The sequence below is a fragment of the Mycobacteriales bacterium genome (assembly GCA_035533475.1).
GTDB lineage: Bacteria > Actinomycetota > Actinomycetes > DATLTS01 > DATLTS01 > DATLTS01.
This window is the reverse complement of the sequence record DATLTS010000057.1, coordinates 1-21,916: the sequence shown is the minus strand read 5'-3', so window position 1 is coordinate 21,916 and position 21,916 is coordinate 1. Positions and strand designations below refer to the sequence as shown.

24 protein-coding genes and 1 pseudogene are annotated in these 21,916 nt (G+C 67.3%); 12 read left to right on the top strand and 13 right to left on the bottom strand.

Going from position 1 to position 21,916, the window contains the following annotated elements; genetic code table 11:
* Positions 1–48 precede the first annotated feature (48 nt).
* Complete coding sequence (locus VNG13_14165; protein ID HVA61661.1) at positions 49–483, top strand: MarR family transcriptional regulator; 435 nt, start codon at positions 49–51, stop codon at positions 481–483.
* Positions 483–2,225: an MFS transporter gene (locus tag VNG13_14160; protein ID HVA61660.1), complete on the top strand. Its 1,743-nt coding sequence runs from the start codon at positions 483–485 to the stop codon at positions 2,223–2,225. The genes VNG13_14165 and VNG13_14160 overlap by 1 nt, the downstream gene beginning before the upstream one ends.
* A gap of 477 nt (positions 2,226–2,702) precedes the next feature.
* On the opposite strand, the gene VNG13_14155 is transcribed toward VNG13_14160, so the two are convergent.
* The 9 genes from VNG13_14155 to VNG13_14115 all read right to left on the bottom strand — a co-directional run bounded on the left by VNG13_14155 (position 2,703) and on the right by VNG13_14115 (position 11,536).
* Positions 2,703–3,161, bottom strand: a complete 459-nt coding sequence (locus VNG13_14155; GenBank protein HVA61659.1) for an oxidoreductase — start codon at positions 3,159–3,161, stop codon at positions 2,703–2,705.
* Complete coding sequence (locus VNG13_14150) at positions 3,161–4,555, bottom strand: NADH-quinone oxidoreductase subunit C (GenBank protein HVA61658.1); 1,395 nt, start codon at positions 4,553–4,555, stop codon at positions 3,161–3,163. Before VNG13_14150 ends, VNG13_14155 begins: the two co-directional genes overlap by 1 nt.
* A complete protein-coding gene (locus VNG13_14145; protein ID HVA61657.1) occupies positions 4,552–6,015 on the bottom strand; it encodes a proton-conducting transporter membrane subunit in 1,464 nt (487 codons plus the stop codon). Before VNG13_14145 ends, VNG13_14150 begins: the two co-directional genes overlap by 4 nt.
* A complete protein-coding gene (locus tag VNG13_14140; protein HVA61656.1) occupies positions 6,008–6,619 on the bottom strand; it encodes a hypothetical protein in 612 nt (203 codons plus the stop codon). The genes VNG13_14145 and VNG13_14140 overlap by 8 nt, the downstream gene beginning before the upstream one ends.
* Positions 6,616–7,539, bottom strand: coding sequence for an NADH-quinone oxidoreductase subunit H (locus VNG13_14135; protein ID HVA61655.1), 924 nt, complete (start codon positions 7,537–7,539; stop codon positions 6,616–6,618). Before VNG13_14135 ends, VNG13_14140 begins: the two co-directional genes overlap by 4 nt.
* A complete protein-coding gene (locus VNG13_14130; protein HVA61654.1) occupies positions 7,536–9,479 on the bottom strand; it encodes a proton-conducting transporter membrane subunit in 1,944 nt (647 codons plus the stop codon). The genes VNG13_14135 and VNG13_14130 overlap by 4 nt, the downstream gene beginning before the upstream one ends.
* Complete coding sequence (locus tag VNG13_14125; GenBank protein ID HVA61653.1) at positions 9,476–9,811, bottom strand: metalloregulator ArsR/SmtB family transcription factor; 336 nt, start codon at positions 9,809–9,811, stop codon at positions 9,476–9,478. Before VNG13_14125 ends, VNG13_14130 begins: the two co-directional genes overlap by 4 nt.
* 472 nt (positions 9,812–10,283) lie before the next feature.
* Positions 10,284–11,252, bottom strand: a complete 969-nt coding sequence (locus tag VNG13_14120) for a DUF4143 domain-containing protein (protein HVA61652.1) — start codon at positions 11,250–11,252, stop codon at positions 10,284–10,286.
* A gap of 8 nt (positions 11,253–11,260) precedes the next feature.
* A complete protein-coding gene (locus VNG13_14115; protein HVA61651.1) occupies positions 11,261–11,536 on the bottom strand; it encodes an AAA family ATPase in 276 nt (91 codons plus the stop codon).
* 407 nt (positions 11,537–11,943) lie between these two features.
* Between VNG13_14115 and VNG13_14110 the strand changes: the two genes are divergently transcribed.
* Entirely contained in the window at positions 11,944–12,381 is a 438-nt protein-coding gene (locus VNG13_14110) for an excisionase family DNA-binding protein (protein ID HVA61650.1), read from the top strand.
* 7 nt (positions 12,382–12,388) lie between these two features.
* Positions 12,389–12,589: a hypothetical protein gene (locus tag VNG13_14105; protein ID HVA61649.1), complete on the top strand. Its 201-nt coding sequence runs from the start codon at positions 12,389–12,391 to the stop codon at positions 12,587–12,589.
* Positions 12,590–12,621: 32 nt separating this feature from the next.
* On the opposite strand, the gene VNG13_14100 is transcribed toward VNG13_14105, so the two are convergent.
* Complete coding sequence (locus tag VNG13_14100; protein HVA61648.1) at positions 12,622–12,864, bottom strand: hypothetical protein; 243 nt, start codon at positions 12,862–12,864, stop codon at positions 12,622–12,624.
* Positions 12,865–12,870: 6 nt separating this feature from the next.
* On the opposite strand from VNG13_14100, the gene VNG13_14095 reads away from it, so the two are divergent.
* From VNG13_14095 to VNG13_14075, 5 genes and pseudogenes are all read left to right on the top strand, one after another.
* Positions 12,871–13,137 carry a hypothetical protein gene (locus VNG13_14095; protein ID HVA61647.1) on the top strand — a complete coding sequence of 89 codons (267 nt, stop codon included), beginning with the start codon at positions 12,871–12,873 and terminating at the stop codon, positions 13,135–13,137.
* A gap of 524 nt (positions 13,138–13,661) precedes the next feature.
* The gene (locus tag VNG13_14090; protein HVA61646.1) at positions 13,662–13,895 is read left to right on the top strand and encodes a ribbon-helix-helix protein, CopG family; all 234 of its coding nucleotides are present in this window, start codon (positions 13,662–13,664) and stop codon (positions 13,893–13,895) included.
* Positions 13,892–14,134, top strand: a pseudogene (locus tag VNG13_14085) (toxin). Before VNG13_14090 ends, VNG13_14085 begins: the two are co-directional and overlap by 4 nt.
* Before the next feature lie 187 nt (positions 14,135–14,321).
* The gene (locus VNG13_14080) at positions 14,322–14,543 is read left to right on the top strand and encodes a type II toxin-antitoxin system prevent-host-death family antitoxin (protein HVA61645.1); all 222 of its coding nucleotides are present in this window, start codon (positions 14,322–14,324) and stop codon (positions 14,541–14,543) included.
* A complete protein-coding gene (locus VNG13_14075) occupies positions 14,540–14,932 on the top strand; it encodes a type II toxin-antitoxin system VapC family toxin (GenBank protein ID HVA61644.1) in 393 nt (130 codons plus the stop codon). Before VNG13_14080 ends, VNG13_14075 begins: the two co-directional genes overlap by 4 nt.
* A gap of 157 nt (positions 14,933–15,089) precedes the next feature.
* On the opposite strand, the gene VNG13_14070 is transcribed toward VNG13_14075, so the two are convergent.
* Positions 15,090–16,049: an alpha/beta hydrolase gene (locus VNG13_14070; protein HVA61643.1), complete on the bottom strand. Its 960-nt coding sequence runs from the start codon at positions 16,047–16,049 to the stop codon at positions 15,090–15,092.
* Positions 16,050–16,367: 318 nt separating this feature from the next.
* Here VNG13_14070 and VNG13_14065 point away from each other — a divergent pair, with 318 nt between their 5' ends.
* From VNG13_14065 to VNG13_14055, 3 genes are all read left to right on the top strand, one after another.
* Complete coding sequence (locus VNG13_14065; protein ID HVA61642.1) at positions 16,368–17,606, top strand: IS110 family transposase; 1,239 nt, start codon at positions 16,368–16,370, stop codon at positions 17,604–17,606.
* 327 nt (positions 17,607–17,933) lie between these two features.
* The gene (locus VNG13_14060; GenBank protein ID HVA61641.1) at positions 17,934–18,497 is read left to right on the top strand and encodes a dihydrofolate reductase family protein; all 564 of its coding nucleotides are present in this window, start codon (positions 17,934–17,936) and stop codon (positions 18,495–18,497) included.
* 130 nt (positions 18,498–18,627) lie between these two features.
* A complete protein-coding gene (locus tag VNG13_14055) occupies positions 18,628–18,798 on the top strand; it encodes a hypothetical protein (GenBank protein ID HVA61640.1) in 171 nt (56 codons plus the stop codon).
* A 141-nt stretch (positions 18,799–18,939) separates the two neighbouring features.
* Here the strand turns inward: VNG13_14055 and VNG13_14050 are convergent, their stop codons facing one another.
* Both VNG13_14050 and VNG13_14045 read right to left on the bottom strand, forming a co-directional pair.
* Entirely contained in the window at positions 18,940–20,160 is a 1,221-nt protein-coding gene (locus VNG13_14050; GenBank protein HVA61639.1) for an RNA-guided endonuclease TnpB family protein, read from the bottom strand.
* Between the two features lie 326 nt (positions 20,161–20,486).
* The gene (locus tag VNG13_14045) at positions 20,487–21,689 is read right to left on the bottom strand and encodes a DUF1015 domain-containing protein (GenBank protein HVA61638.1); all 1,203 of its coding nucleotides are present in this window, start codon (positions 21,687–21,689) and stop codon (positions 20,487–20,489) included.
* Positions 21,690–21,916 lie beyond the last annotated feature (227 nt).

The following is a 21,916-nucleotide window of genomic DNA, read 5'->3' as shown; positions in this document are numbered from 1 at the left end:
CGCGCGAGGCACTTGCTAAGGCTGGACTTGTTAGGCCAGACTTAGCACATGGTGGACTTGGACGCTGAGGAAATCGCCGGGGCCTTGCGGGTGAGCGTCGGCCTGCTCGTCCGACGGCTGCGGCAGATGCAGGCCGAAGGGGAGCTCACCTTGCCGGAGACCTCGGCGCTGGCCCGCCTGGATCGCGCCGGCCAGGCGACGCCGAGCGCGCTTGCGAAGGCCGAGCAGATCAGCCCGCAGTCGATGGGGGCGACGCTTGGGGCGCTGGAGGCTCGCGGCCTCGTCGAGCGACGTCCCGACCCAGAGGATGGCCGGCGCGCCGTTATGTCGCTCACCGACGTCGGCCGGCAAGCGCTGCGGAATGGGCGTAACGCGCGGACCGAGCATCTGGCCCGAGCCCTCGCGGCCGGATTCACGCTCTCGGAGCTTCAACAACTGCTGGTGGTCGCGCCTCTCCTCGAGCGGCTGGCGCAAAGCATCTGATGCGCGGCTCAGAGCGGCAGGGGAAGCCGCACGGGCCGGAGCGGGGACGCGGCGCGGCCCCCGGCGACGGCTACAAGTGGCTGGCCCTGTCGAATACCACCGCTGCGGTCTTCATGTCCGCACTCGACGGATCCATCGTGATCATCGCCCTGCCGGCGATCTTCCGTGGTATCCACTTGGATCCGCTGGCGCCCGGCAACGTCAGCTACCTGTTATGGATGATCATGGGTTACCGGCTTGTGCAGGCGGTGTTGGTCGTGACCGTGGGGCGCCTCGGTGACATGTGGGGCCGGGTCAGGATCTACAACGCGGGATTCGCGGTGTTCACGGTCGCCTCCGTCCTGCTCTCCTTCGATCCGTTCGAGGGTGCCCACGGGGCGTTGTGGCTGATCGGTTGGCGGGTGCTTCAGGCCGTCGGAGGGTCCATGTTGACCGCCAACTCGGCTGCGATCTTGACCGATGCATTTCCTTCCGATCAACGCGGGTTCGCGCTGGGCACCAATCAGGTAGCAGCGATCGCCGGCCAGTTCGTCGGGCTGGTCGCGGGCGGGGTGCTGGCCGTCCTGGACTGGCGGGCGGTGTTCTGGGTGAACGTTCCGGTCGGCATCTTCGGAACGCTCTGGGCGTATCGCAAGCTGCGCGACACCGGACACCGAGCTGGCGGCCGGATCGACTGGTGGGGGAACATAACCTTCGCGTTAGGCTTGGGCGCAGTCTTGATCGCCATTACCGATGGCATCCAGCCCTACCGGGGGCATGCCATGGGCTGGATGAATCCCGCAGTCGTCGGCCTACTGATCGCCGGCTTGGTGTTGTTGGCGGCTTTCGTCCTGATCGAATACAAGGTCGCCGACCCGCTTTTCCAGCTCGGCCTCTTCAGGATCAGAGCCTTCACGGCCGCCAACGCGGCGGGGTTCGCGGTGTCCATCGCCCGGGGCGGGCTGCAGTTCATGCTCATCGTGTGGCTGCAGGGGATCTGGCTCCCCCTGCACGGCTACGACTACAGCAGGACACCGCTTTGGGCCGGAATCTTCCTGCTGCCGCTCACGGCTGGCCTCCTCATCTCGGGTCCGGTGGCCGGCACGCTTTCGGACCGCTTTGGCGCTCGCGGCTTCGCTTCCACCGGGATGTTGGTATTCGGTGGCAGCTTCATTGGCCTGATGGTGTTGCCGGTGAACTTCCCCTACTGGGCGTTTGCGCTGCTCATCGCGGCGAACGGCATAGGTAGCGGCATGTTCGCCGCCCCGAACTCCTCGTCGATCATGGGTAGCGTCCCGGCGAGGCAGCGCGGGGTGGCATCAGGCATGCGCTCGACCTTCCAGAACTCCGGGACGGCACTGTCGATCGGCGTTTTCTTCTCGCTCATGATCGTTGGACTCGCGAGCCGACTGCCGAGGGCATTGACCGGTGGCCTGGAGCAGCAGGGGGTGCCACATGGCCTAGCGCATGACATCGCCGCCGTGCCACCCGTGTCGTCGCTGTTCGCGGCGGTGCTCGGCGTGAACCCGCTGCGGCATCTGCTGACGGCGCGCCATGAGCTGTCGAAGCTTCCGAAAGCAAATCAGCAGCTCGTTACCGGCAGATCGTTCTTTCCGAACCTCATCGCGGAGCCGTTTCATCACGGCCTGGCGGTGGTGTTCGCCGTCGCCGCCGCTCTTTCAGTTCTCGCCGGAATCGCATCGCTCTTGCGCGGGGGTTCTTCACCGGTGGCGGATCAGTCAAGCCTCCCGCTGACCCCCTGAGAAGCCCCGCTCGACCGTTTCCGCGCGATCCCGAGGTCGTCGTTTCGGCAAGCAGTTCTAGGAGGCCTCCTTCGGTGAGCACCTCGATGTGCCCACCCTTGGTTTTGATTCGCACGGCCACGGCCGCCTTGCCTGTGTGGAACTCTGCGGCGAAGGTTCCGACGAACCCGTCCCCGATGACGAGGAAGTCGGTGTGCTTGTTCGGCGCCTTCAAGGGGCATGGAGTTCTCATGGGCAGGTTTCGACGAGGGTGATCCCGCCACCGGTCGCGGCTGGGCGGTGGTTGAGGGGGACAGGTCGCGGCGAGGCCACATCTCCTTCCACCTCGGCGACGATTCGAGCTTCCGCGCCACGCGCAACGGGTGACACGTACCGGCTGAGACGAACCTGGTCAGGTGGGCGCGGTTGCGTCCGCTTGCCCTTATGGCGCCCAGACCGGCCGATTACACGGAAGTTGCTTGGACTGCGGTCGCCCGTTCAGGCACGCCAGGCGAGCAGGCCAAAAAGGGCTTCGGCGATGACTTCGGGTGTGGGTGGACATCCGGGGATGCGCAGGTCGACGGGGATGACGGTGTCCACGGCACCGATGATCTCCGCTGGCGTGCCGAGCAGGTCTTGGCCGAGGGCGCACTCGCCTACGGCAGCGACCCGGCGAGGTTCGGGCATTGCGTGGTAGGCGGTACGCAGCGCCTCGTGCATCCGCGAGGTCACTGCGCCGGTGACGAGCAGGACGTCGGCGTGTCGCGGGGAGGCGACGATGTTCAGTCCGTATCGCTGCAGGTCGTAGTAGGGGCTGGCGGTGAGGGTGAGTTCGTGTTCGCACCCATTGCAGGAGCCGGCGTCGCAGTGCCGGATCGCGAGGCTGCCACCCGGGTGAGGCCGGCTCAGGTTCAGGCGGTGCCGCAGGTGCCGCAGATCACGAAGCAATGTGATCATCAGCGGTCCACGCAGGCGTAGCAGAGTTCGAAGCTCTTGTTGATCAACGGAAAGTCGGGCAGCAGGTTGCCGGCCGCGGCGGCGGTTACCGCCGGCCAGTTCGCGTAGGAGCCGGTGCGCAGGTGCAGTCGACTTACTCGCCCGTCTACGGCCTCCACTGCGCAAGTAGTCCGACCGCGCGGACTCTCGACGATGCCGACGGCGATCGGCTGCGGATCGGTTTCGCCCGTCGCGCGGCTCGGGAGGACCGGTCGGTCCAGAAGCTGGTCGAGAATCGTGAAGGACTGCCACAGCTCGAGCCCTCGCTGCTCGAACCGGCTCCGCACGTCGCCGGTTGCCCGATCCGGTGAGACGGGGAGAAACCCTCCATAACAGAGCCGGTCGGCGTGCGTCCGAACGTCGTCGGCCAGGCCTGCGGCGCGGGCGGCCGGCCCGACCACACCGAGCCGGCTGGCGTCAGCCGGGTCCAGCACCCCTATGTCGAGTAGTCGGTCTTGAAACGACGTGTTGAACGCGAGTTCGCGCCAACCTCGGGTGGCTGCGCTGCACAGCGCTGCCAGCTCTGTGGCGGTCGCCTGCACCGTGTCGGATGTCCACTCCAGCGGGCTGTGCCCGAAGTGGACGGCTCCGAATAGGAAACGGTGCTCGGTGAGCGTCGCGTTGAGTCGGCGGGCGCGTTCGGTGAGCGCGGCGAACGTTGTGTTGCCGGCGGCAAGTCCGACGCCGGCGCAGACGGCGGCGATGTCGTTGAGATGGTTCCACACCCGTTCCAACTCGGCCAGGATGGTTCGGACCCGACGCAGCTCGTCGGTTGGACGCTGCCCAGACACCTGTTCGCAGGCGTGTGCGTAGGCCAGCGCATTGGCGACCGAACAGCCGGCACAGGCGCGTGAGACGAACGCCATGCCGTCGGGAAGCGATGATCCCTCCGCTGCCTTCTCCAGCCCTCGGTGTTTGTAGAACAGCTGGGCGTCGACGTGCAGGATTCGGTCTCCGACGACGTGGAACCGGAAGTGACCGGACTCGATCACGCCGGCGTGGATCGGGCCGACGGCGACCTGGTAGGTGCCCTGCCCTCGGATCGGCACTGTCCAGCGTTCCAACGGCGCGTCGTGATCGATCAGTGGCCGGAGCGGCTGGTGACCGTCGAATTCGATCCGGTAGCTGTCGTGGGCCTCTCGTTCGTCCCATCCCGCTGCCGGAACGAGGCCGACGATCGAGGGCACGCTGCCGTCGACGACGGCGATCGATTCGGGCCGCGGTGTGCCATCCGCGGCGATCCACACGGTGCGGACCATCTGCCTGTCGCTGGTGGCGTAGAGGCCGGCGAACTGCTCGCCGTCGGCAACCGCGGTGGCGATCCGGTCGAGGTAGGCATCGCCGGGCGGCGTCATGCCGCACCTCGCATCAGCGCGCTGATGAACGCAGTACTCGGCAGGGTGAAAGCCACGGCCAGCAGACCCAGCAGCAGCGCCACGGAGACGCAGGCCAGCCGGACGACTGGTGCAAGGCCGGCTGGCCGGGCCTGGTTGTGGCGCCTGGATTTGCCCGCGACGACCTCCAGCAGTGTGTGCGCAAGGCCAAGGAAGCCCAGAGCGAGCAGTACCGTGGCTATGGCAGCGGCAAGGGCATGGCCGCTGGCGACGCCACCAGCAAGGATCAGTAGCTCGCTGGCGAACAACGGGGACGGCGGGAGCCCGGCGAGTGAACCCAGGGAGATTCCCATGGCGGCACCCAGCGGTGGGGCGCTCCGGCCGATCCCGACCGCGGCGTGCCCGCCGGAGCGCGGCTCATGGTCAAGCAGCGGAATCGCCGCGTAGAAGCCCAGGGCCTTGGCCACGGCGTGCCCGACTATGTGCACTGCGACACCGGCGAGCGCCAGCGGCGTCCCGAAGCCGATGCCGAGCGCAATCACTCCCATGTGCTCGAGACTCGAGTAGGCCAGCAGACGCTTCCAGGCCAACGCCTGCCACAGAAAGGGCACAGCCACGGCGAGCGACACCATGCCGAAGCCGATCAGGGCGCGCTGCGCGGCTTCCCGACCCAACACCGGAGCGAGCGCCTGCTCGACTCGCCAGGCGACGAGGAGAGCCGCCGGAAGGAGTGCCCCGGACAGTAGCGCCGAGACCGGTGGCGGCGCTTCCGAGTGCGCGTCCGGCAGCCAGTTGTGCACCGGCGCCCAGCCGATCTTTGTGGCTAGCCCGGCGAGCACCAGCAGGTAGGCGACCAGGGCCTGCTGGTGGGTACCCGAGTAGCGACTGAGCTCTGGCCAGGACAGACCCGCCAGTCCGTGACGGGGCACGTCGGCGGCCAGCAGCCCCACGCCGAGCAGCGCGATGCCGAGTCCCAGCGAGGTGAGGATGAGGTACTTCCATCCGGCTTCCAACGCCCGCGGTTTGCCGCTGAACCCGACGAGCAACGCTGATGTCGCGGTGGTCCCCTCGACCAGGAGCCAGGCGAGGGCGAGGTTACCGGCGAGCGGCACGGCCAGTGCGGTGGCCCAGAACGCGAACAGCAGACAGAAGTAGCCGCGTTCCCGGCGCTGTAGGTGTTCGACTGAGCCGGTCATGGTCCGCAGGTAGCTCGGGGACACCAGGACGCTTGCGACGCCGACCAGGCCGATCACCCCGACGAGAAGCGCCGCCGCGGCGTCCACCGTCACCCAATGGCCGACCTGCGCCTGCATCGGATGGCTCAGGGTTATCCCGACCAGTGCTAAGGCGAAGGCGCCGGTCAGCTCAGCCCCTAGCGCGGCGGTTCTGGTCAGCAAGCGGTGCGGCACGAGGGCCGCTGCCGCTGCTGTGCACAAGGGCGTGGCGATCAGGAGCTCAGCGACCAGGGTGCGGCTAGTCACGCAGACTCCGCAGTGCCGCAGTGTCGCCGGCCCCGAATTCGGCGAAGATTCGCTCGTGGAACAACGCAGCGACGAGCGCGATCAGGGTCAGGTCGAGGGTCACTCCCAGCTCGATCACCAACGAGGAGCCGCCGGGCAGGGTCAGCGCAGCCAGCGCGAGACCATTTTCGACGAGGACGATGCCGAGCACCTGGAACAGGGTGGCGCGTCGGGTCACCACTGTCGCGACACCGAACGCCACCAGCGCCAGCACGGCTTGGTAGGCGACATGCGAGCGGACGGCGGTGATCGACACCAGCCACGTCAGCAGTAACGCGAACCCGACCGCTAGCCCGGCGCGTGCCAGTGGTGCGACCGCTGCACGTACCGGCCGCGCCTCGCGGCTGCGCGCCACGAGGAGCAGTAGCAGCGTCGCCAACGCTGCCGCGCGGGCGCCGAGAGCAATCGCGGCGATGATGTCGCCGCCGGTCTTGGCGTGAGCCAGCGCCACGCCGACCAGAACCACGGCTTGCCCGGTCACCAACGCGACGGCCACCGACCGGCGCCTCACCATCACGACCCCAAGCCCCAAGCCGACCAGGGCCCACACGGCCTCACCGCTCATCGCGTGGCCAACCAGGACGCGCTGCCGAGCAGCGCCAAGGCCGACCCTAGGCCCACGACCCTCGGTACCACGAGCACGCGCATCTTGGCTACGCAGGTCTCAAGCAACGCGAGCAGACCGCACAACACGACGACCACGACCGGGAGCGCCAGCAACTGCCCGGGCACGCCGCGGAGATGTGGCAGGAAGACCTGGGCGGCGATGACCAGCACGAGCCAGTGCCGGGCCGCTGCCGCCCACTGCAGATACGCCTGGTCGCGACCGGCGTACTCCAGTAGCGGACCCTCGTGGATCATGGTCAGTTCGAGATGGGTGTCCGGGTTGTCGAACGGCTGGCGACCGGTCTCCGCGATGACAACCAGCGCGAAGGCCGCTGCGGCTAGCGCCAGGGCGGGGCCGGTCCAGGCGGCCCCACCCGCGGTGCGAGCCACCACAGCTACCAGGTCGGTGCTGCCGGCCAGCAGGGTGGCGACACCCAACGCGAGGACGAGGGTCGACTCAACGAAGACCGAGATGGTGAGTTCGCGGCTGGCGCCCATCAGCGAGAACCCGTTTCCGACGTCCCACGCGGCGGCTGCCATGGCGAAGCGGGCTAGCGCGAGCAGGCCGGCGAGGACGAAGGCGTCGTGGCCGATCCCCCAGCCGGGTGCCGCCGATGCGGCGGGCACGACCAGCACCGCGGCCAGAATGCTGGCCGCTGCAACCGAGGGAGCGCACCGATACACGGCTGTGGCGCCCTCGATCGTGACGGTGCTCTTGTGCCATAGCCGGTGCAGTTCGCGGTAGGGCTGCAGCGGGTCGGGCCCCATCCGGCCTTGCAGCCGGGCTTTCCAGTGTTGCACTAGGCCGGGCCACAGTGGTGCGAGCGCGACACCTCCGAGGAGTTGTACCGTGCCTGCGGCGGCTTGGTACCCGCTCACCCGGCCAGCCCCAGCCGGGCGGCGAGGAGCAACACGAGCAGCAGGCCGATCAGGTAGGCCGCGTAGGTGCCGAGACTTCCGCTCTGCAACCGTCGGATCTGGGCGGCTGCGGACAGTCCGCGGCGCAAGGCTGGCGCGTACACCCGCTCCTCGATCAGATGCGGCACGCGCCCCGTGTAGGTGATCTCCTGCACCACGCCTCCGTGCTCGCGGGTCGCGACATCGCGTTGCGGGCGCAGCACCGGTTCGAGGGCGAGGCGAAGCGGCTTGGTGAAACCGGCACTCGTCCAATGCAAGCGGGTCACGACCGCCTGCCCGCAGACCCAGGTAGGGACAGCGACAGCAGCCGCGTTGCCACGTAGCCGGACCAGGATCACGGGGACTACGACGAGCAGAGCCGCGATGGCTGCGGTCGGCAGGGATCCAGTCCCGGGAACGTGCAGTCCGATGGCGGTCGGCAGGTTGACTGCCCAGGGCGCAAGCCCGACCAGCCGACCGAAAAGCACGCCGGGTGCGACTCCGAGCAGGACGCACCCGCCCGCGAGCAAGACCACGCTGCCGCTCATCCCGGCTGACGGCATGGCGGCGCCGGGCGCCGGAGCATGCCGCGGTGGCCCGAGCAGCACGAGCCCGATCACCTTGACGAAGCAGAACATCGCCAGCGCGGCGGTCGCTGCCAACGCGCCCAACCCGACCATCCCGGTCATCCCGTCCACCACTCGGCCGTAGCGGGGGATGTGCACCAGGGCCTGTAGGGTCAGCCACTCCGACGCGAACCCGTTCAACGGGGGCAGTCCGGCGATGGCCATAGCCCCGAGGAAGAAGGCGGCGCCGGTCACCGGCATCCGCCGCAGCAGACCGCCGAGTCGATCCAGCTCCAATACGCCGACGGCGCGCTCGAACGCCCCCGCGCACAAGAACAGAAGCGACTTGAACATCGCGTGGTTGACGGTGTGGAGCAGCGCCGCCGCGAGTGCGATGGCCGCCCATGCGTCGCCACCCCTGCTCCGGAGCAACAGACAGGCTCCGATGCCCAGCACGATGATGCCGATGTTCTCGATCGAGTGCATGGCCAGCAGCCGTTTCAGGTCATGTTCGAACAAGGCGTAGGTGACGCCCCCGACCGCGGACAGCGCTCCCAGCGCGGTCACGGCGATGCCGATCCACAGGGGTAGCGGGCCAGCCCAGTCAACCAGGACCCGCACCAGCAGGTAGATGCTCACCTTGATCATCACGCCGCTCATCAGGGCCGACACCGGTGCCGGAGCGATGGGATGCGCGCGCGGCAGCCACACGTGCAGCGGCATCACGCCAGCCTTGGTGCCCAGTCCGATGAGGGCGGCCACCGCGACCGCCGCTTGTAACCCGGAGCCGGCGTGCAGGACGGTGCCGCCGCCGATCGCTCCGGCTTTGGCCAGCAGCAGGATTGCGATCCAGGTGCCGCCGCCGCCGAGATGCGTCACCGCCAGATAGGTGAACACCGACTGGCGGGCTGGCCGATCGTCGCGGGCGATGAGGATCGCGGCGGCAGGCAGCAAGGTCATGAGCTCCCAGCCCGCCAGCAGGGTGACCGGATCACGAGCGCAGAACTCTGCGATCAGGGCGAGCACGAACGCGGTAGTCACGCCTCCCAGGGCCCTGCTTCGACCGGTTGGGGGCAGATAGCCTCGGGAGAAGCAGAGCGCTGGTGCAGCGACTATGCCGAGCGTGCCGAGGAACAGGCCGCTCAGCGGGTCGATCCCGAAGCGGGGGCTGAAGTGACTGGTGAACGGCGAACCCACCAGCGATCCCTCGGCAAGGACAACGAACCCGGCAATGCCCAGGACGGCGGCGCCGGCGGCCGCCACGGTGAGGCCGGTCTGCCACGTTCGCCGAGTCGCGGCAAGTGCGCCGCCGAGGGCGATCAGGCACAGCCCCGAGATCACCAGGGCGCCGGTCACGATGACTTGAGCTCACGCAGGACCGACTGTTGACTAGCGAGCTGCGCCACGATGATGTCGCGCGACACCGCGAGCAGCTCGAATACCCGCCCATCCCCGACGCGGTAGTAGATGGTCGTCCCCTCCCGACGCGAATCGACCAGCCCGATCCGGCGCAGCGCGGCCAAGTGCTGAGACGTGCTTCCCTCACCGAGATCGAGCTCGGCCTGCAGAGAGCCAACCGACCGCTCGCCGTCGCGGAGCAACTCCAGAATCCGGATCCTCGCCGGATGGCCCAGAACGCGGAACAGGGTCGACTTCACCTCATGGACCGGACGAGACGGCACAGTCATTGTGGCAGCTTATCTTAGATACTGCTCAGATAAGGAAGAGACCTCTCCACTCTGGCTGTTGGTTTAAGCGGCCCTGACCTGCGAAAACGCTGAGTGCACCAAGAGTTGATCATGGCGCTGATCAGTGGGTTTGCCGATGGCCAGTTTGACAGGGTCGAACCTTTGGGCGTGATAAGCCGCGCCGCGGGCTTCGTCGAGCGCCGATTGGGTGGCACCCCGCAGTGTTCGGTGTGTGCTCGGTCATGACTCCGTCGCTCCTCCTCTGCTTCGCACCTCATCGGGCCGTCCGCGTTGAACAAAGGCGCGAGCAGCGGCGCGAACGCCGCGATAGCCCGCTCCTCGTCTTTGCGGGACAATGGAACGAGCTCCGGCGGGTGGACGACCAAGGGCTTCGTCCGATAGCGACGCCTGTGGGGTGTGCCGGTAGCACTAGCCAGGGTGGTCATGGCTACATGGTCGTACGCGCCCCGCATCACGGGGACCAGAGAGTGTCGATGGGGGCCGCGGTCAGGCGTGGCCCGAACGGTGCTGTAGTGGTGCCGGCGTGCAGGACGACGCCGGCGACGAAGCGGTTACCGAGCCGGTCACGTAGCTGGGCCAGCCACTTGGTGTCGCGGGCGTTGACGGTAGAGGTGGCCTTGACCTCGATCGCGGCGACGCGTCCGTCGTCGGTTTCCAGGATGAGGTCGACCTCGGCTCCGTGGCGATCCCGGTAGTGGAACAGCCGGGCGTCCTGGTCGGACCAGGTGAGTTGGCGGCGCAACTCGGCGGCGACGAATCCCTCGAGTAGGTGGCCAGCGACCTGGGGGTTAGCGGTCACACCGGCTCCGGCAGCGGATACGTTGATAAGCCGGGCAGCCAAGCCGGTGTCATGCAGGGCGAGCTTGGGGCGCGACACCACCCGCTGGGACAAGTTGGTCGACCACGCGGGCAGCCGGTTGACCAAGAACAGGGTCTCCAGCAGATCCAGGTACGGGCCCAAGGTCCGCACCGGGATGCCAGCATCGTTGGCGAGGCTAGTGACGTTGAGCTCGCTCGCGTTGCGCGCGGCCAGCAGCCGCAACAACAGCGGCAGCTCGCTCAACCGCTGCAAGCCAGAGATAACAGGCGCGTCGCGTTCGACGATGCGCCGCAGGTAGTTGTCGAACCACGCGGAGCGGCGCCGCCCTGCCGGGCGCCCCAACGCTTGGGGGTAGCCGCCGGCGCAGGCGCGCGCCAGGTACCCATCACGTGTCATGTCGCTGCGATGGCCGAGGAACGTGTCACCAGTCAAGAGCCGGTCGACGAACTGTTCGCGAACACCGATGATCTCACCTTGGCTGAACCCGTACAGGTCCACGTTCTCGGCTCGACCGGCAAGGCTGTCGTGCATCGCCGGAAGCCGCAGCAAGTTCGCCGCCCCCGTAAGGAGAAACCGGCCAGGACGAGGGTCGCGGTCCACGGCAACCTTCAACGCAAGCACCAACCCGGCACCCGCTGCACCTCATCGACCGCCAACAGGCCATCCGGGTTCTGCTGCAGAAACCCAGCAGGGTCGGCTTCGGCGGCCTCTCGCGTCAGGTCATCATCCAAGGTCACAAGCCGGCCACCGAGCCGCTCGACGACTTGTGTGACCAACGTGGTCTTGCCAACCTGCCTGGCCCCTTGCACCACCACCACGCGGGTATCGCCCAGCGACTCCAGCAACCACGGCATCACATGGCGGGTGCGAATTGGTGGCTCCACGGCTCTAGGCTGGACCATTACTCGCCGATTCGCCCTCGACTACTCGCCGATTCGCCGAGCAAATCTCGCCGATCCGCCAGCCCTCTCGCCGAGCCTGGGAACACCCTGACATCGGCATGCCCGTCGACCTCAAGACGTTAGGCGGCTGCGATACCCGTCGCGACGAATCTTGGCGTGGGTGCGTGCAAGCACGACCAGCTCGCCCTCCACGAACGCTGAAAGGTTCGCATTGTGTACGGCCGAGTGCCCCCGGCAGGAGCCGGACCAGTCGTCCGCAGGGTCGTGAATTGGCCCTGCGGCTGCTGTTGGGCTGAGCCGGGATGTGGGCTCGGAGGGGGTTGCTCGCTGGCTCGTTCGGGGTGGTTGCAGGTGTGGCAGCTTGCGCTATAGTTTTGCCAGGAGGAGTCATGTCCGTGCCTGCACTTGCCGAGGTCCGTGCCGTCGACGCCGAGCGGTCTCAGGTGCGCGCGGTGCGTGCTCTGGTTGGCACGGCAGCAGCGCGGGTGCGCGTAAGGGTAGGCGACCACGAACTGGATCTGCCCCGGTCGCTGGTTCGCATCCTGGTGGCGGCCGCCGGCTCCCTCGACGATGGGGACTCGGTCGCCATCGTGGCGGAGGAGGCCGAGGTGAGCCCGGCGCAGGCGGCCAGGCTGCTCGGAGTCTCGCGTCAGTACGTCGACCGGCTGGTCGGCGCGGGCGTCCTCCCCGCACGCCGGCTCCCGGGCAGCTCCTACCGCAGGATCCCGGTGCGTGCTGTGCTCGCCCACCGCGGAGCCCGCAGCCGCAAGCGCGAGGGCATCCGCAAGGTGGTCGCTGACGCGACCGCGGCCGGTCTCGAATACTGACGCCCGGGTGGCCCTGCGTCGGGTCCTGTCGGACACCAACGTCTGCTACCCGATCTCTCTGCTCGACCTGATGCTCCGCCTCGATGAGGCGTCTCTGCATGAGATCTTCTGGACTGAGGACCTGCTCAACGAGCTCACCCGCAAGTGGGTGGGGCACGGGATCCGCAGCCGCGAGGCGGCGGCGCGGATCTGCGACGACATCCGGTAGGCGTTCGCCGGCCAAGACGTGCCGCGGGCGGACTACGAGCACCTCATCGCCTTGATGCCGGGGCAGGATCCCGACGACCGCGTCCAGGCGGCCGCGGCGACCGCCCGGGCGCCGACCACGATCATCACCCGCAACGTTCGGGACTTCCCGGCCAGGCGCTCGCCCGGCGGGGAGTCAGCGTCCGGCGCCCGGACGACTACCTGGTCGAACTCTTCGAGGAACGCCCTGAGGCGCTCACCGCAGTGGTGATCGAAATGGCTGCCGATCGGCAACATCGGCCGATGACCGCCGAGGAGGTGCTCGGCGCGCTCTCACGGACGGGCGTGCCCCGCTTCGCTCGTCGGGCCGGGACTGCCGCCACCGGGAAGAGCACGACCGCTATGCGCATTGCGCTTGGGCTCGACACCGCCGGTCGGTCAGTCGCTTCGCTCGACACGTTGGAGGGTGACCGCCGAGTGCCGAGAATCGTTGCTGCTGCCGCCGCGATGCGCGCGGAGTGGTCGTACTCGATGATGTGGACACCTTTGGCGAGCGGGCAGGACGATTGATTCAGGAGCTCGTCGCTGGAGGGAAGTCACGCCTCGTCGTCGCCGCGCTTAGAAGCAGCCGTCTTCAGGGCTTGACCTTCTTTCCGATCTCGGCGGCCTACGCGTCCGCGAGGAAATGGTTCCGTTGTTGCACGACGAAGACGCGTTGTATCGCGCGCTGACCACAACCACCGGACTCGACATCGACCAGGTCACCGGCTACACCGGCCACCACGACCGTCTAGTCCACGGCCGTGGTGTCGTTCGAACCTTCATATTCACTGTCACAGTGACCGACCCCGGTCGCCTGTGTCGAACCGCGGCCGTCGGTCATTCGTGGACCGACGATGAGGAGACGGCACCCCAGGCATTCGGACGGTTCTGATATCCGACTCCACCATTACGATTACGCGCGCGCAAGAACCTCGACCGCCGCCCGAACTACATCCTGGCTGCGTACATGGCCTCCGGCACGTGAGGGCCCTCATCGGGTGGTCGTCAGGTCGGCTTTGGCCATCCCCCGCTTTTCGTCATACGATTTTAGGATGGTGAGCGAGCAGCGGATCCAGGAGTGGGCCGACGAGGCCGAAGCCGGCTATGACGCCGACGAAATCAAGCGCCGGGGGCGCGGGCGGCCGGGCCGGGGAGCCGCACCCATGCAGGTCGTGGCAGTGCGGCTGACCGCCGACGAACTCGACGCCCTCGACGTGGCAGCCGCGAAGAACCACATGAGCCGGTCGGAGGCCATCCGGGCCGCGCTGGCCCACTTGTCTGCGTGAAGGTCCACCCGAGCGCCCTCAAGCATGGTGTCGAGGAACCCGACGCCGTCCAGGCTGCCGAATGGCCACTGTGGATCGAGCCCCTCGACGATGACGGCCCACCGCACTGAGAACTACGGCTCGGCTTCGACACCGGTGCTCGCCTGCTGGAAACCGTTGTCCTGATCTTCGAGGACGGGGCTGAGTTGGTCATCCACGCGATGCCGTGCCGCAAGAAGTACCTCGACTTGCTGCCCTGACCGCACGCACTCATCTGCCGCTGACGGCGCATCCGCTGATGTGGGCGGGTCGCGTAGTTGCACTGCCCGTGTAGCCCTGACTAGCCGGAAGCGGCCCCTCTCGCTGTACGGCAACGACGTGCAACGGCACTTCTGGCGCGACCTCTCGTAGGCCACCGAGCGAGATGGTCATGTTAGTCTGGTCAACATGACTATTCACAACGTGGCGGACGCGAAGACGCACCTGTCGCAGTTGCTCGACGCTGCTCTGAAAGGCGAGGACGTCATCCTGGCCCGCGCCGGGAAGCCTCTCGTCCGGCTCGTCCCGGTGACTGCGCCGCCCGCCCGCACCCTCGGCTTTCTCGACGTACCCACGCCCGACGAGCGGTTCGATTCGTTCAACGAGGCCGAACTGGCTGCGTGGTCGTGACCGTTCTGCTGCTGGACACCCACGCCTTCGTCTGGGCGATCACCAGTCCCGACCGGTTGTCCGACCGTGCCCGTACCGCGATCGAAGGACCGTCCAACACTTTGCTCGTGTCCGCCGCAACAGCGTGGGAGATGGCCGTCAAGCATCGCGCCGGCAAGTGGCCCGAGGCCGACATCCTCCTCGCGCAGTACCACGACCTCACCCGCCGGCTCGGGGCTGAGACCCTCGACATATCGGCAACGGACGCGATCCGTGCCGGAAGTCTCGACTGGGACCATTCCGATCCGTTCGACCGGATGCTCGCCGCGCAGTCGTTGCTCCATCATGCTGCGCTCGTGACCCGTGATGAGGCATTCCATCACCTGCGCGGCCTGACCATCACCTGGTGACGACAGCGGGAACCAGCCCGAGGTCCACCGGATCGAAGGCCGGTCCTCGACCTTGCCTGGACCGCGGGAACACCGTGTCGAGCTCGTTGTCCGGTGGTCGGTAGCCCGCAGCGACCGACCGGCACGTTCGCTCATGCCGCTGGCAGGTCCTTGCCGGTCATGGACGTGGAGAACCGGCCGCTACACCAAGGGCTGACCGGACGTCCTGACATAGGCGCTCGACCGCCCGGCCCGCCGCCGGCGAGACGAGGTCGAGGCCGAGGAAGCCGTGGATCAAGCCAGGCTCGCATCTCCAAGTGACCTGAACGCCGGCTGCCCTCAGGGCAGCCGCGTACGCGTCGCCCTCGTCGCGCAGCGGGTCGTGCTCCGCTGTCACGATGACGGCACGTGGCAACCCGGCTAGGTCGGGTTCCAGGAGCGGGCTCACTCGCGGGTCATGTCGCTTCGCGAGCTCCGGGACCCACTGCTCGGCGAACCAGTGCGCGTCATCGGCCTCCAGTCCCCAGCCAGCCGCTTTGGTCGCGACGCTTGGCTGGGAGAAGGTCAGATCGGTGTTGGGATACGCCAGCACCTGGGCATCCGGTAGCTGCTCGCCCGCATCCCGAAGCTCCAGGCAAGCCAGCGTGGCGATGTTGCCGCCCGCACTGTCGCCGCCAACGCCGATCACGGTGGTCCCGACGAGCTTAAGGGCCTCGCGACGAGCCCAGTGGACGGCGTCGACAGCGTCCTCAACCGCGGCGGGCCAGGGGTTCTCAGGGGCTCGCCGGTAGTCGACGGCGAGCACCGCGACGTCGGCAACGTGCGACAGCAGCCGGCAGAGTCGGTCGTGCGACGCCAGGTCCCCGAGCGTCCACCCACCGCCGTGGAAGTAGACCAGCAGCGGTCTGGGCTCCAAGCACGGCCGGTACAGCCGGACAGGCACGCCGTTGTCCCCGTTCAAGTCCTCAACGAACGCCAGGTCCGGGCCTGGCGGTCGCGCAGCTGCGCGCTGCGCGGAGCTCTCACGAAGTCCCGTCGCTCCGAGTGCGCGCGCGGAGGCACCGGGATGGGCGCGTAGCTGCTCGATGTAACCGGCAAGTTCCTGGTCGGCAAGTCCGCGCACATCGGGTTCGATCACGCGCCTGATTGTGCCGTCTGGCAGGTGGCGCCGGCGTTCGCGTGCCAGCGCGCATCGCCCGAAGTGCTGGAACGCACTCATCTAATGGGTTCTACCGAGGGCTCCGGCAGACTCGGTGCTGGTAGCGGCTGGTGGGTCAGCACTCTTCTCATCTGATCCTGGACGAGGTCTTGCGGCAGACCGTGCGCCCACTGGTCGTGAGGAGGCGAGATTGCTGCTGGGATGTCGTGCCCCGGTGTTCACGGTGAGCACTTGTCCATTAGATCGCGGGTGTCTCCTCCACGCTGCTTACGGCAGGTCCACGCGGAAGGAGAAGTGATGCTGTTCGTGGGTGATGATTGGGCTGAGGACCATCACGACGTCGAGATCCTCGACGCTGAGGGTCGGCGGCTGGTGAAGAAGCGACTTCCCGAGGGCCTTGAGGGGCTCAGCAAGTTGCATGAGCTGATCGCCGCGGCGATGCCGCCGGAACGGTCCCAGCTCGACTCGGTGGAGGCCGCGGGCCAAGTGAAGATCGGGATCGAGACCGAACGTGGGCCGTGGGTCGCGGCGTTGATCACGGCGGGCTACGAGGTGTTCGCGATCAACCCGATGTCCACCGCCCGATATCGGGAACGGCACTCGACGTCTGGGGCGAAAAGCGACGCCGGGGACGCTCACGTCCTGGCCGAGATCGTTCGCCTGGACCGTGCGCACCACCGCTCGGTGACTGGTGACTCCGATGACGGTGAGGCGTTGAAGCTGCTCGCGCGCGCCCATCAGTCGATGATCTGGGACCGAACCCGCCACCTGCTCCGCTTGCGCAGCGCCCTTCGGGAGTACTTTCCCGCTGCCCTGCAAGCATTTGCAGACCTCGACGCACCCGAGTCCCTCGAGCTGCTCGCCGCGGCGCCGGACCCCGATGTGGCCGCGCAGCTGTCCAAGGCGAGGATCGTGGCGGCCCTGCGCCGGGCGAAGCGGCGCAAGATCGACCAACGCGTCGAGGACATCCAAGCCGTCTTGCGCGCACCCGCGCTGCGGCAGAGCACCGCAGTGCAGAACGCGTTCTCGGCGATCGTCGTCGCTGAGGTCCGGGTCATCACCGCCCTCGTGGCTGAGATCGACGCGCTCGGGGTGGTGGTGGCCAAGCTTTTTGACCGTCACCCGGACGCTGAGATCTTCACCAGCCAACCTGGTCTCGGTGTGATCCTCGGCGCCCGGGTCCTCGCGGAGTTCGGTGATGACCCCGATCGCTACGCCGATGCGAAGTCTCGGAAGAACTATGCCGGCACGTCCCCGATCACCAGGGCCTCAGGGACGAAGAAGGTCGTGCTGGCCCGCTACGCGCGCAACCATCGCCTCGCCGACGCCGTGCAGCAATGGGCCTTCTCCTCGATGCGCGGATCGCCCGGCGCCCGCGCCTACTACCTCTCTCTGCGGGCCAGGAAGATCGGCCACCAAGCAGCGATCCGCCAGCTCGCCAACCGCCAGGTGGGGATCCTCCACGGCTGCCTCAAGCACCGCACCCTCTACGACGAGCAGAAAGCCTGGCCCCACCACGCGACCGCAGCGGCTTGACAGAAAAGAACCTGGGATGTCCGCCGCGAAGCGAGCGGTGATGCCAGATCTGGTCGTCGGCGTGGCTTCCGGCGACGGCCATGCCTACGTGTCCTGTGGTCCGGGTGCGCCTCGCATCAGATGACGCAAGTCGGCGATACCGTGCGCTCGTGCCCGCTGTTGATGACCTCGCCGCACTCCCTCATGATGTGGCTGAGTCCGCCACGTCGACGCCAATGGTGAGATCTGGTGGCACTCGCACGACGTAGCGCGCCGTGAACGCCCTTGCCGACGCGGGGCACGTGATCCTCGGGCTCGAGTCGAACCCGTTGCCGAGGAGGACTTCTGATGCGCAGCGTGACCTATTTGATGGGCGTCTCACTTGACGGCTACATCGTCGGGTCGGACGGCGACTTCGACTGGACGGCCCCCGACGAGGAGGTCTTTCGCTTCGTCACCGACGAGATACGAGAGGTCGGCGTCCACCTGTTGGGACGACGGCTGTCCGAGACGATGCTGTATTGGGAGACCGCCGACCAGGATCCATCGCTCGACGACTCAATGCTCGAGTGGGCCGCGATCTGGAAGCCGCTCCCAAAGGTGGTGTTCTCCACCACGCTGTCGGCGGTGCAGGGCAATGCCCGCCTGGCCTCCGGCGGCCTGGCGGAGGAGGTCGAGCGGTTGCGAGCCGAGCCGGGGGAGGGCGAAATCGCGATCGGTGGAGCGACCCTCGCCGCCGAGGCGGCCGCGTTGGGTCTGATCGACGAGTACCGGGCCAGGGTCTACCCGGTGCTGGTTGGCGGTGGCATTCCGTTCTTTTCCCAGCGCCAGCGCCGGGTGGATCTCGAACTCGTCGAGACCCGCACATTCGCCTCCAGAGTCGTCTACCTCCACTACCGCGTGGCGCGCTAGCCGACCCATCCGCGAAGCCCTTGGAAGAACGGGCCATCAATAGCGTGAGCTGGGTGGGGGGCGGCTGGTGCAACCGGTCTGCAACGCGAATTGATCGAGTGTTGCACCCCGGCGCGACCACCATGGCGTGGTGAACGATCTGAACTCCGTGAGCGTCCTCGGGTCAGCGGTCAGCGGTGACGCGCCGGAGATGGACGCACAGTCTGTGGTGTCGTGGGACCTTCTGCTCCCAATCATGGCGATCGCCTCAATCATGGTGCTCGTGATGGGTGGCATATCGGTCCTGCTCGTCGCCGCCTAAGTACGGCAAATGGGTGAGACGAAGTACCCCAGAAGTGGGGGCTAACTCCTTCACCATCTGCCGACCGGGCACCGTTGCCAGCACCCCGTCCAAGTCCCACGCACTGCCGCTCGAAGCCGGCCGTGCTGCTTGGTTCTGCCCTCAGGCGACCGCTGCCATCGAGGCGTGAGCCCCGCTGGTCTTCTGCTGTCTCGGGTCAGCGTTTAGCGTCTCGGGTCGTAACCCCGCGACGGACTGCTCTGCGGTACTGCTCTGCTCAGAGAGGAGCCGTGCTCCTTCCCGGGCGATGTTGCGTGCTGCGTTGACGTCGCGATTGAGCGACATCTCGCAGCTGTCACATTCGAAGTTTCGCGTGCTGAGGAGGAGCTTGGCTTTCACTGCTCCACAGCCCGAACAGGTCTTCGACGAGGGGTAAAAGCGGCCCACGACAACCAGCGTGGTGGACCGATCGGCGCTCTTGTAGACGAGCTGGCGGCGCAACTCGCCCAGACTCGCGTCGGCCATGGATCGACCGAGGTGATGCTTACGGTTCGACATGGCGGCCACGCCAAGGTCCTCGATGGCCACCGCGTCGAAGCGGTCGACCAGGGTGTTGGTCAAGTGGTGCAGGTAGAGCGCCCGGGTTCTGGCCACCTTGCCGTGCAGTCGAGCCCGGCGGTGGCACAGCTTGGCCCGGTTCTTCGACCCCCGCTCGCTTCGCGATGGCCTTTTGGTGCGAGAGAGGGCCCGGTCCAGCTTGGCCAGCTTCTTGAGCTGGGCAGCAAGGACTCTGGGGTTGGCGATGTGACCATCGTCGTCGGTGAGCCCAGGCACGATCCGATCAAGGGTGGCCAGGTGGGTGAGCCCAGCATCGAGACCCACGATGCCGCCTTGGCGGCTCGAATGGGCAATTGGCCGGCGGCTCGGCAGCCCCAGCAAGTAACGCACCGAGAAGGACACCTGCCAGCGACCACCTCGGCACGAGACCGTCACCTTTTGGATCCGGGCCCGGCCCTGCTCGACCAGGTTATAGAGCCGGCGCGTCGATTCGGTGGTGTGGACCCACACGAGATTGGCTGCCCTGCGCTTCACGTCAGGGTCAGATGGTGACTGGGGCAACATGAGCCGGATGTGGTGTCGGTCGGGATGGAGCCAGGACAGCTGGTGGTTGATCTCGACGAAGCTGACCGAGGGAGTACAACGATTGCGCGACTTGAAGTTGGGGAAACCGACCTTCCTGCCGGCCCGGACGCCCTTCTTCGAATCTCTGAAGTTGGCCAGCGCAGCCGCCGCATCAGCGATGCCAGATCGGAAGGCGTGCATAGAGACCTCACGCCACCACGGCGCCACGCTCTCTTTGACCGCGTTGAAGGTCTTGTTCAGGCTGAAGGCGGACCATGACAGCGACGGGGTCAGGTCTGATTCGGCTACCCCGGCCGCTCATTCAGCGGATCGGATCTTGAGGTTCTCCCCCATCGCTCCGATGGCCCAGTTGTAGGCAAAGCGCCGAGATCCTGCGTAGGAGTAAGCCAGACGTTCTTGAGCACGCGATGGGTCCAACGTGAAGACAACTGCTCTGGTCACGCACCCCTCGGCCATGGCTCCATTGTGCCGAGAGGGTGTAACAGGGCCCGTTATCCCTCATGTTTGAGGTACGCCGTCTCACCTATTTGCCGTACTGGTCGCCGCCTGACTTAGCCGGGGGACGATCAGGGGTCGAGCGAGCGGAAGACCATGCCCGTCCGGGGCTTTGGGCTGAAGTAGGTCGTCTTGGGCGGCATGCGGCGCCGAGCCTCGGCCCACTCCTCAATCTGGCTGACGGTGACCGGACGCAGCAGGAACGCCGCCTGGGCGTCGCCGGCGGCCATCGCCTCCATGACCTCAGCAAGGGAATGGCGATGGGAGGACTCGTGCGGAGGCAGGTGCGAGAGCGCGGCGGCAATGAGGCTGGAGTCGAGTTCGTTGCCGGCCTCCTCGTAGGTCGCCGAGTGCGGGAGAAGGAGATAGGCGTCGCCGCCCGTCACCAGGGCGAGAGAGTTGGCGTCGGCCAGCGCTCCGAGCGTGCGGTCGTCGGCGGCACCGGCCCGGACCAGATCGAATTGCACCGAGAGGGCACCGATGAGATCGAATCCCTCCGGCAGACCGGTGATGGTGCGGTGGATGGCTCCTACGGTGAGTTGCTCCTCGGCCAACTCCACAATGAGCGCAAGCACAAGGTCGTGCGGCCCCGCCTGGCCGCCGTTGGCCTCACGACATTCGGCCTGGTACGCCCGCGCCGTCTCGTAACGGTGGTGCCCGTCCGCTATGACCACCGGCGCCTTGGCCACCGCGGCCGCAATGGCCGCGATGGAGTCCTGGTCGTTGAGCACCCAGAGCTGGTGGCGGACCCCATCATCGTCGAAGGCGTCGACCACCGGTTCGTCATCGGTGGGGTCGAAGGTCGCAGTGAGTCCGGGGCTCATGGAGAGTCCCCAGATGGGGGAGAGGTTGGCCCCGGTGGCTCGCAACAGATCAAGGCGGTCGCTCTTGGGCTTGGGGAGCGTCTGCTCGTGCGGGAGGATGTCACTCTCCTCGCCCGGATCGGCCAACCCCAAAGCACCGAGGACCCCGGTGGAGGAGCGACCGGCGGTGTCGGTCATACGGTAGGGATACAGGCAGGGGACCGGGTCGGTGAGAACGATGCCCTCCGCCTGCCACATCTCGAAGAGATCGGCCGCCACCTTGTAGCGGTCGCGGCCGCCCTGGAGATCGGGCTCCGGCAGTTCGACCAGCACCGCGTTGGCGGCATGGCGGGTCGCGAGGTGCACGCGCTCGGCCGAACCGATCACGTCGTAGGGCGGGGCGATCAGCTGCGCGATGGGCGCCTCGTCCGGGTTGTAGCGCAGGCCACGGAAGGGTTCGAATCGAGGCATGGCGCCACTCTGGCACACCATGCACCGGGCCTGACGAGGCGGCTCCCGTAGACTCGGGTCGTGGAGGATCAAGAAGGTCTGGACCGGATCCTGACCGCACCCAACGTGATCACCATGGGGCGGCTCGTCTGCATCCCGATCTTCTTGTGGCTGCTCTTCGGAGCGCACCGGCAGACTGCGGCGGCCATCCTTCTCGCGGTCCTCGGCGCCACCGACTGGGTGGACGG

Bases quoted from the DNA above. Each gene is read 5' to 3' on its own strand.
- VNG13_14090 (HVA61646.1), top strand. From the start codon at position 13,662: ATGGTGAGCGAGCAGCGGATCCAGGAGTGGGCCGACGAGGCCGAAGCC.
- VNG13_14045 (HVA61638.1), bottom strand. From the start codon at position 21,689: ATGCCTCGATTCGAACCCTTCCGTGGCCTGCGCTACAACCCGGACGAG.
- VNG13_14160 (HVA61660.1), top strand. From the start codon at position 483: ATGCGCGGCTCAGAGCGGCAGGGGAAGCCGCACGGGCCGGAGCGGGGA.
- VNG13_14165 (HVA61661.1), top strand. From the start codon at position 49: ATGGTGGACTTGGACGCTGAGGAAATCGCCGGGGCCTTGCGGGTGAGC.
- VNG13_14155 (HVA61659.1), bottom strand. From the start codon at position 3,161: ATGATCACATTGCTTCGTGATCTGCGGCACCTGCGGCACCGCCTGAAC.
- VNG13_14095 (HVA61647.1), top strand. From the start codon at position 12,871: ATGACCGCCGAGGAGGTGCTCGGCGCGCTCTCACGGACGGGCGTGCCC.
- VNG13_14140 (HVA61656.1), bottom strand. From the start codon at position 6,619: ATGAGCGGTGAGGCCGTGTGGGCCCTGGTCGGCTTGGGGCTTGGGGTC.
- VNG13_14100 (HVA61648.1), bottom strand. From the start codon at position 12,864: ATGTTGCCGATCGGCAGCCATTTCGATCACCACTGCGGTGAGCGCCTC.
- VNG13_14150 (HVA61658.1), bottom strand. From the start codon at position 4,555: ATGACGCCGCCCGGCGATGCCTACCTCGACCGGATCGCCACCGCGGTT.
- VNG13_14110 (HVA61650.1), top strand. From the start codon at position 11,944: ATGTCCGTGCCTGCACTTGCCGAGGTCCGTGCCGTCGACGCCGAGCGG.
- VNG13_14065 (HVA61642.1), top strand. From the start codon at position 16,368: ATGCTGTTCGTGGGTGATGATTGGGCTGAGGACCATCACGACGTCGAG.
- VNG13_14080 (HVA61645.1), top strand. From the start codon at position 14,322: ATGACTATTCACAACGTGGCGGACGCGAAGACGCACCTGTCGCAGTTG.
- VNG13_14125 (HVA61653.1), bottom strand. From the start codon at position 9,811: ATGACTGTGCCGTCTCGTCCGGTCCATGAGGTGAAGTCGACCCTGTTC.
- VNG13_14060 (HVA61641.1), top strand. From the start codon at position 17,934: ATGCGCAGCGTGACCTATTTGATGGGCGTCTCACTTGACGGCTACATC.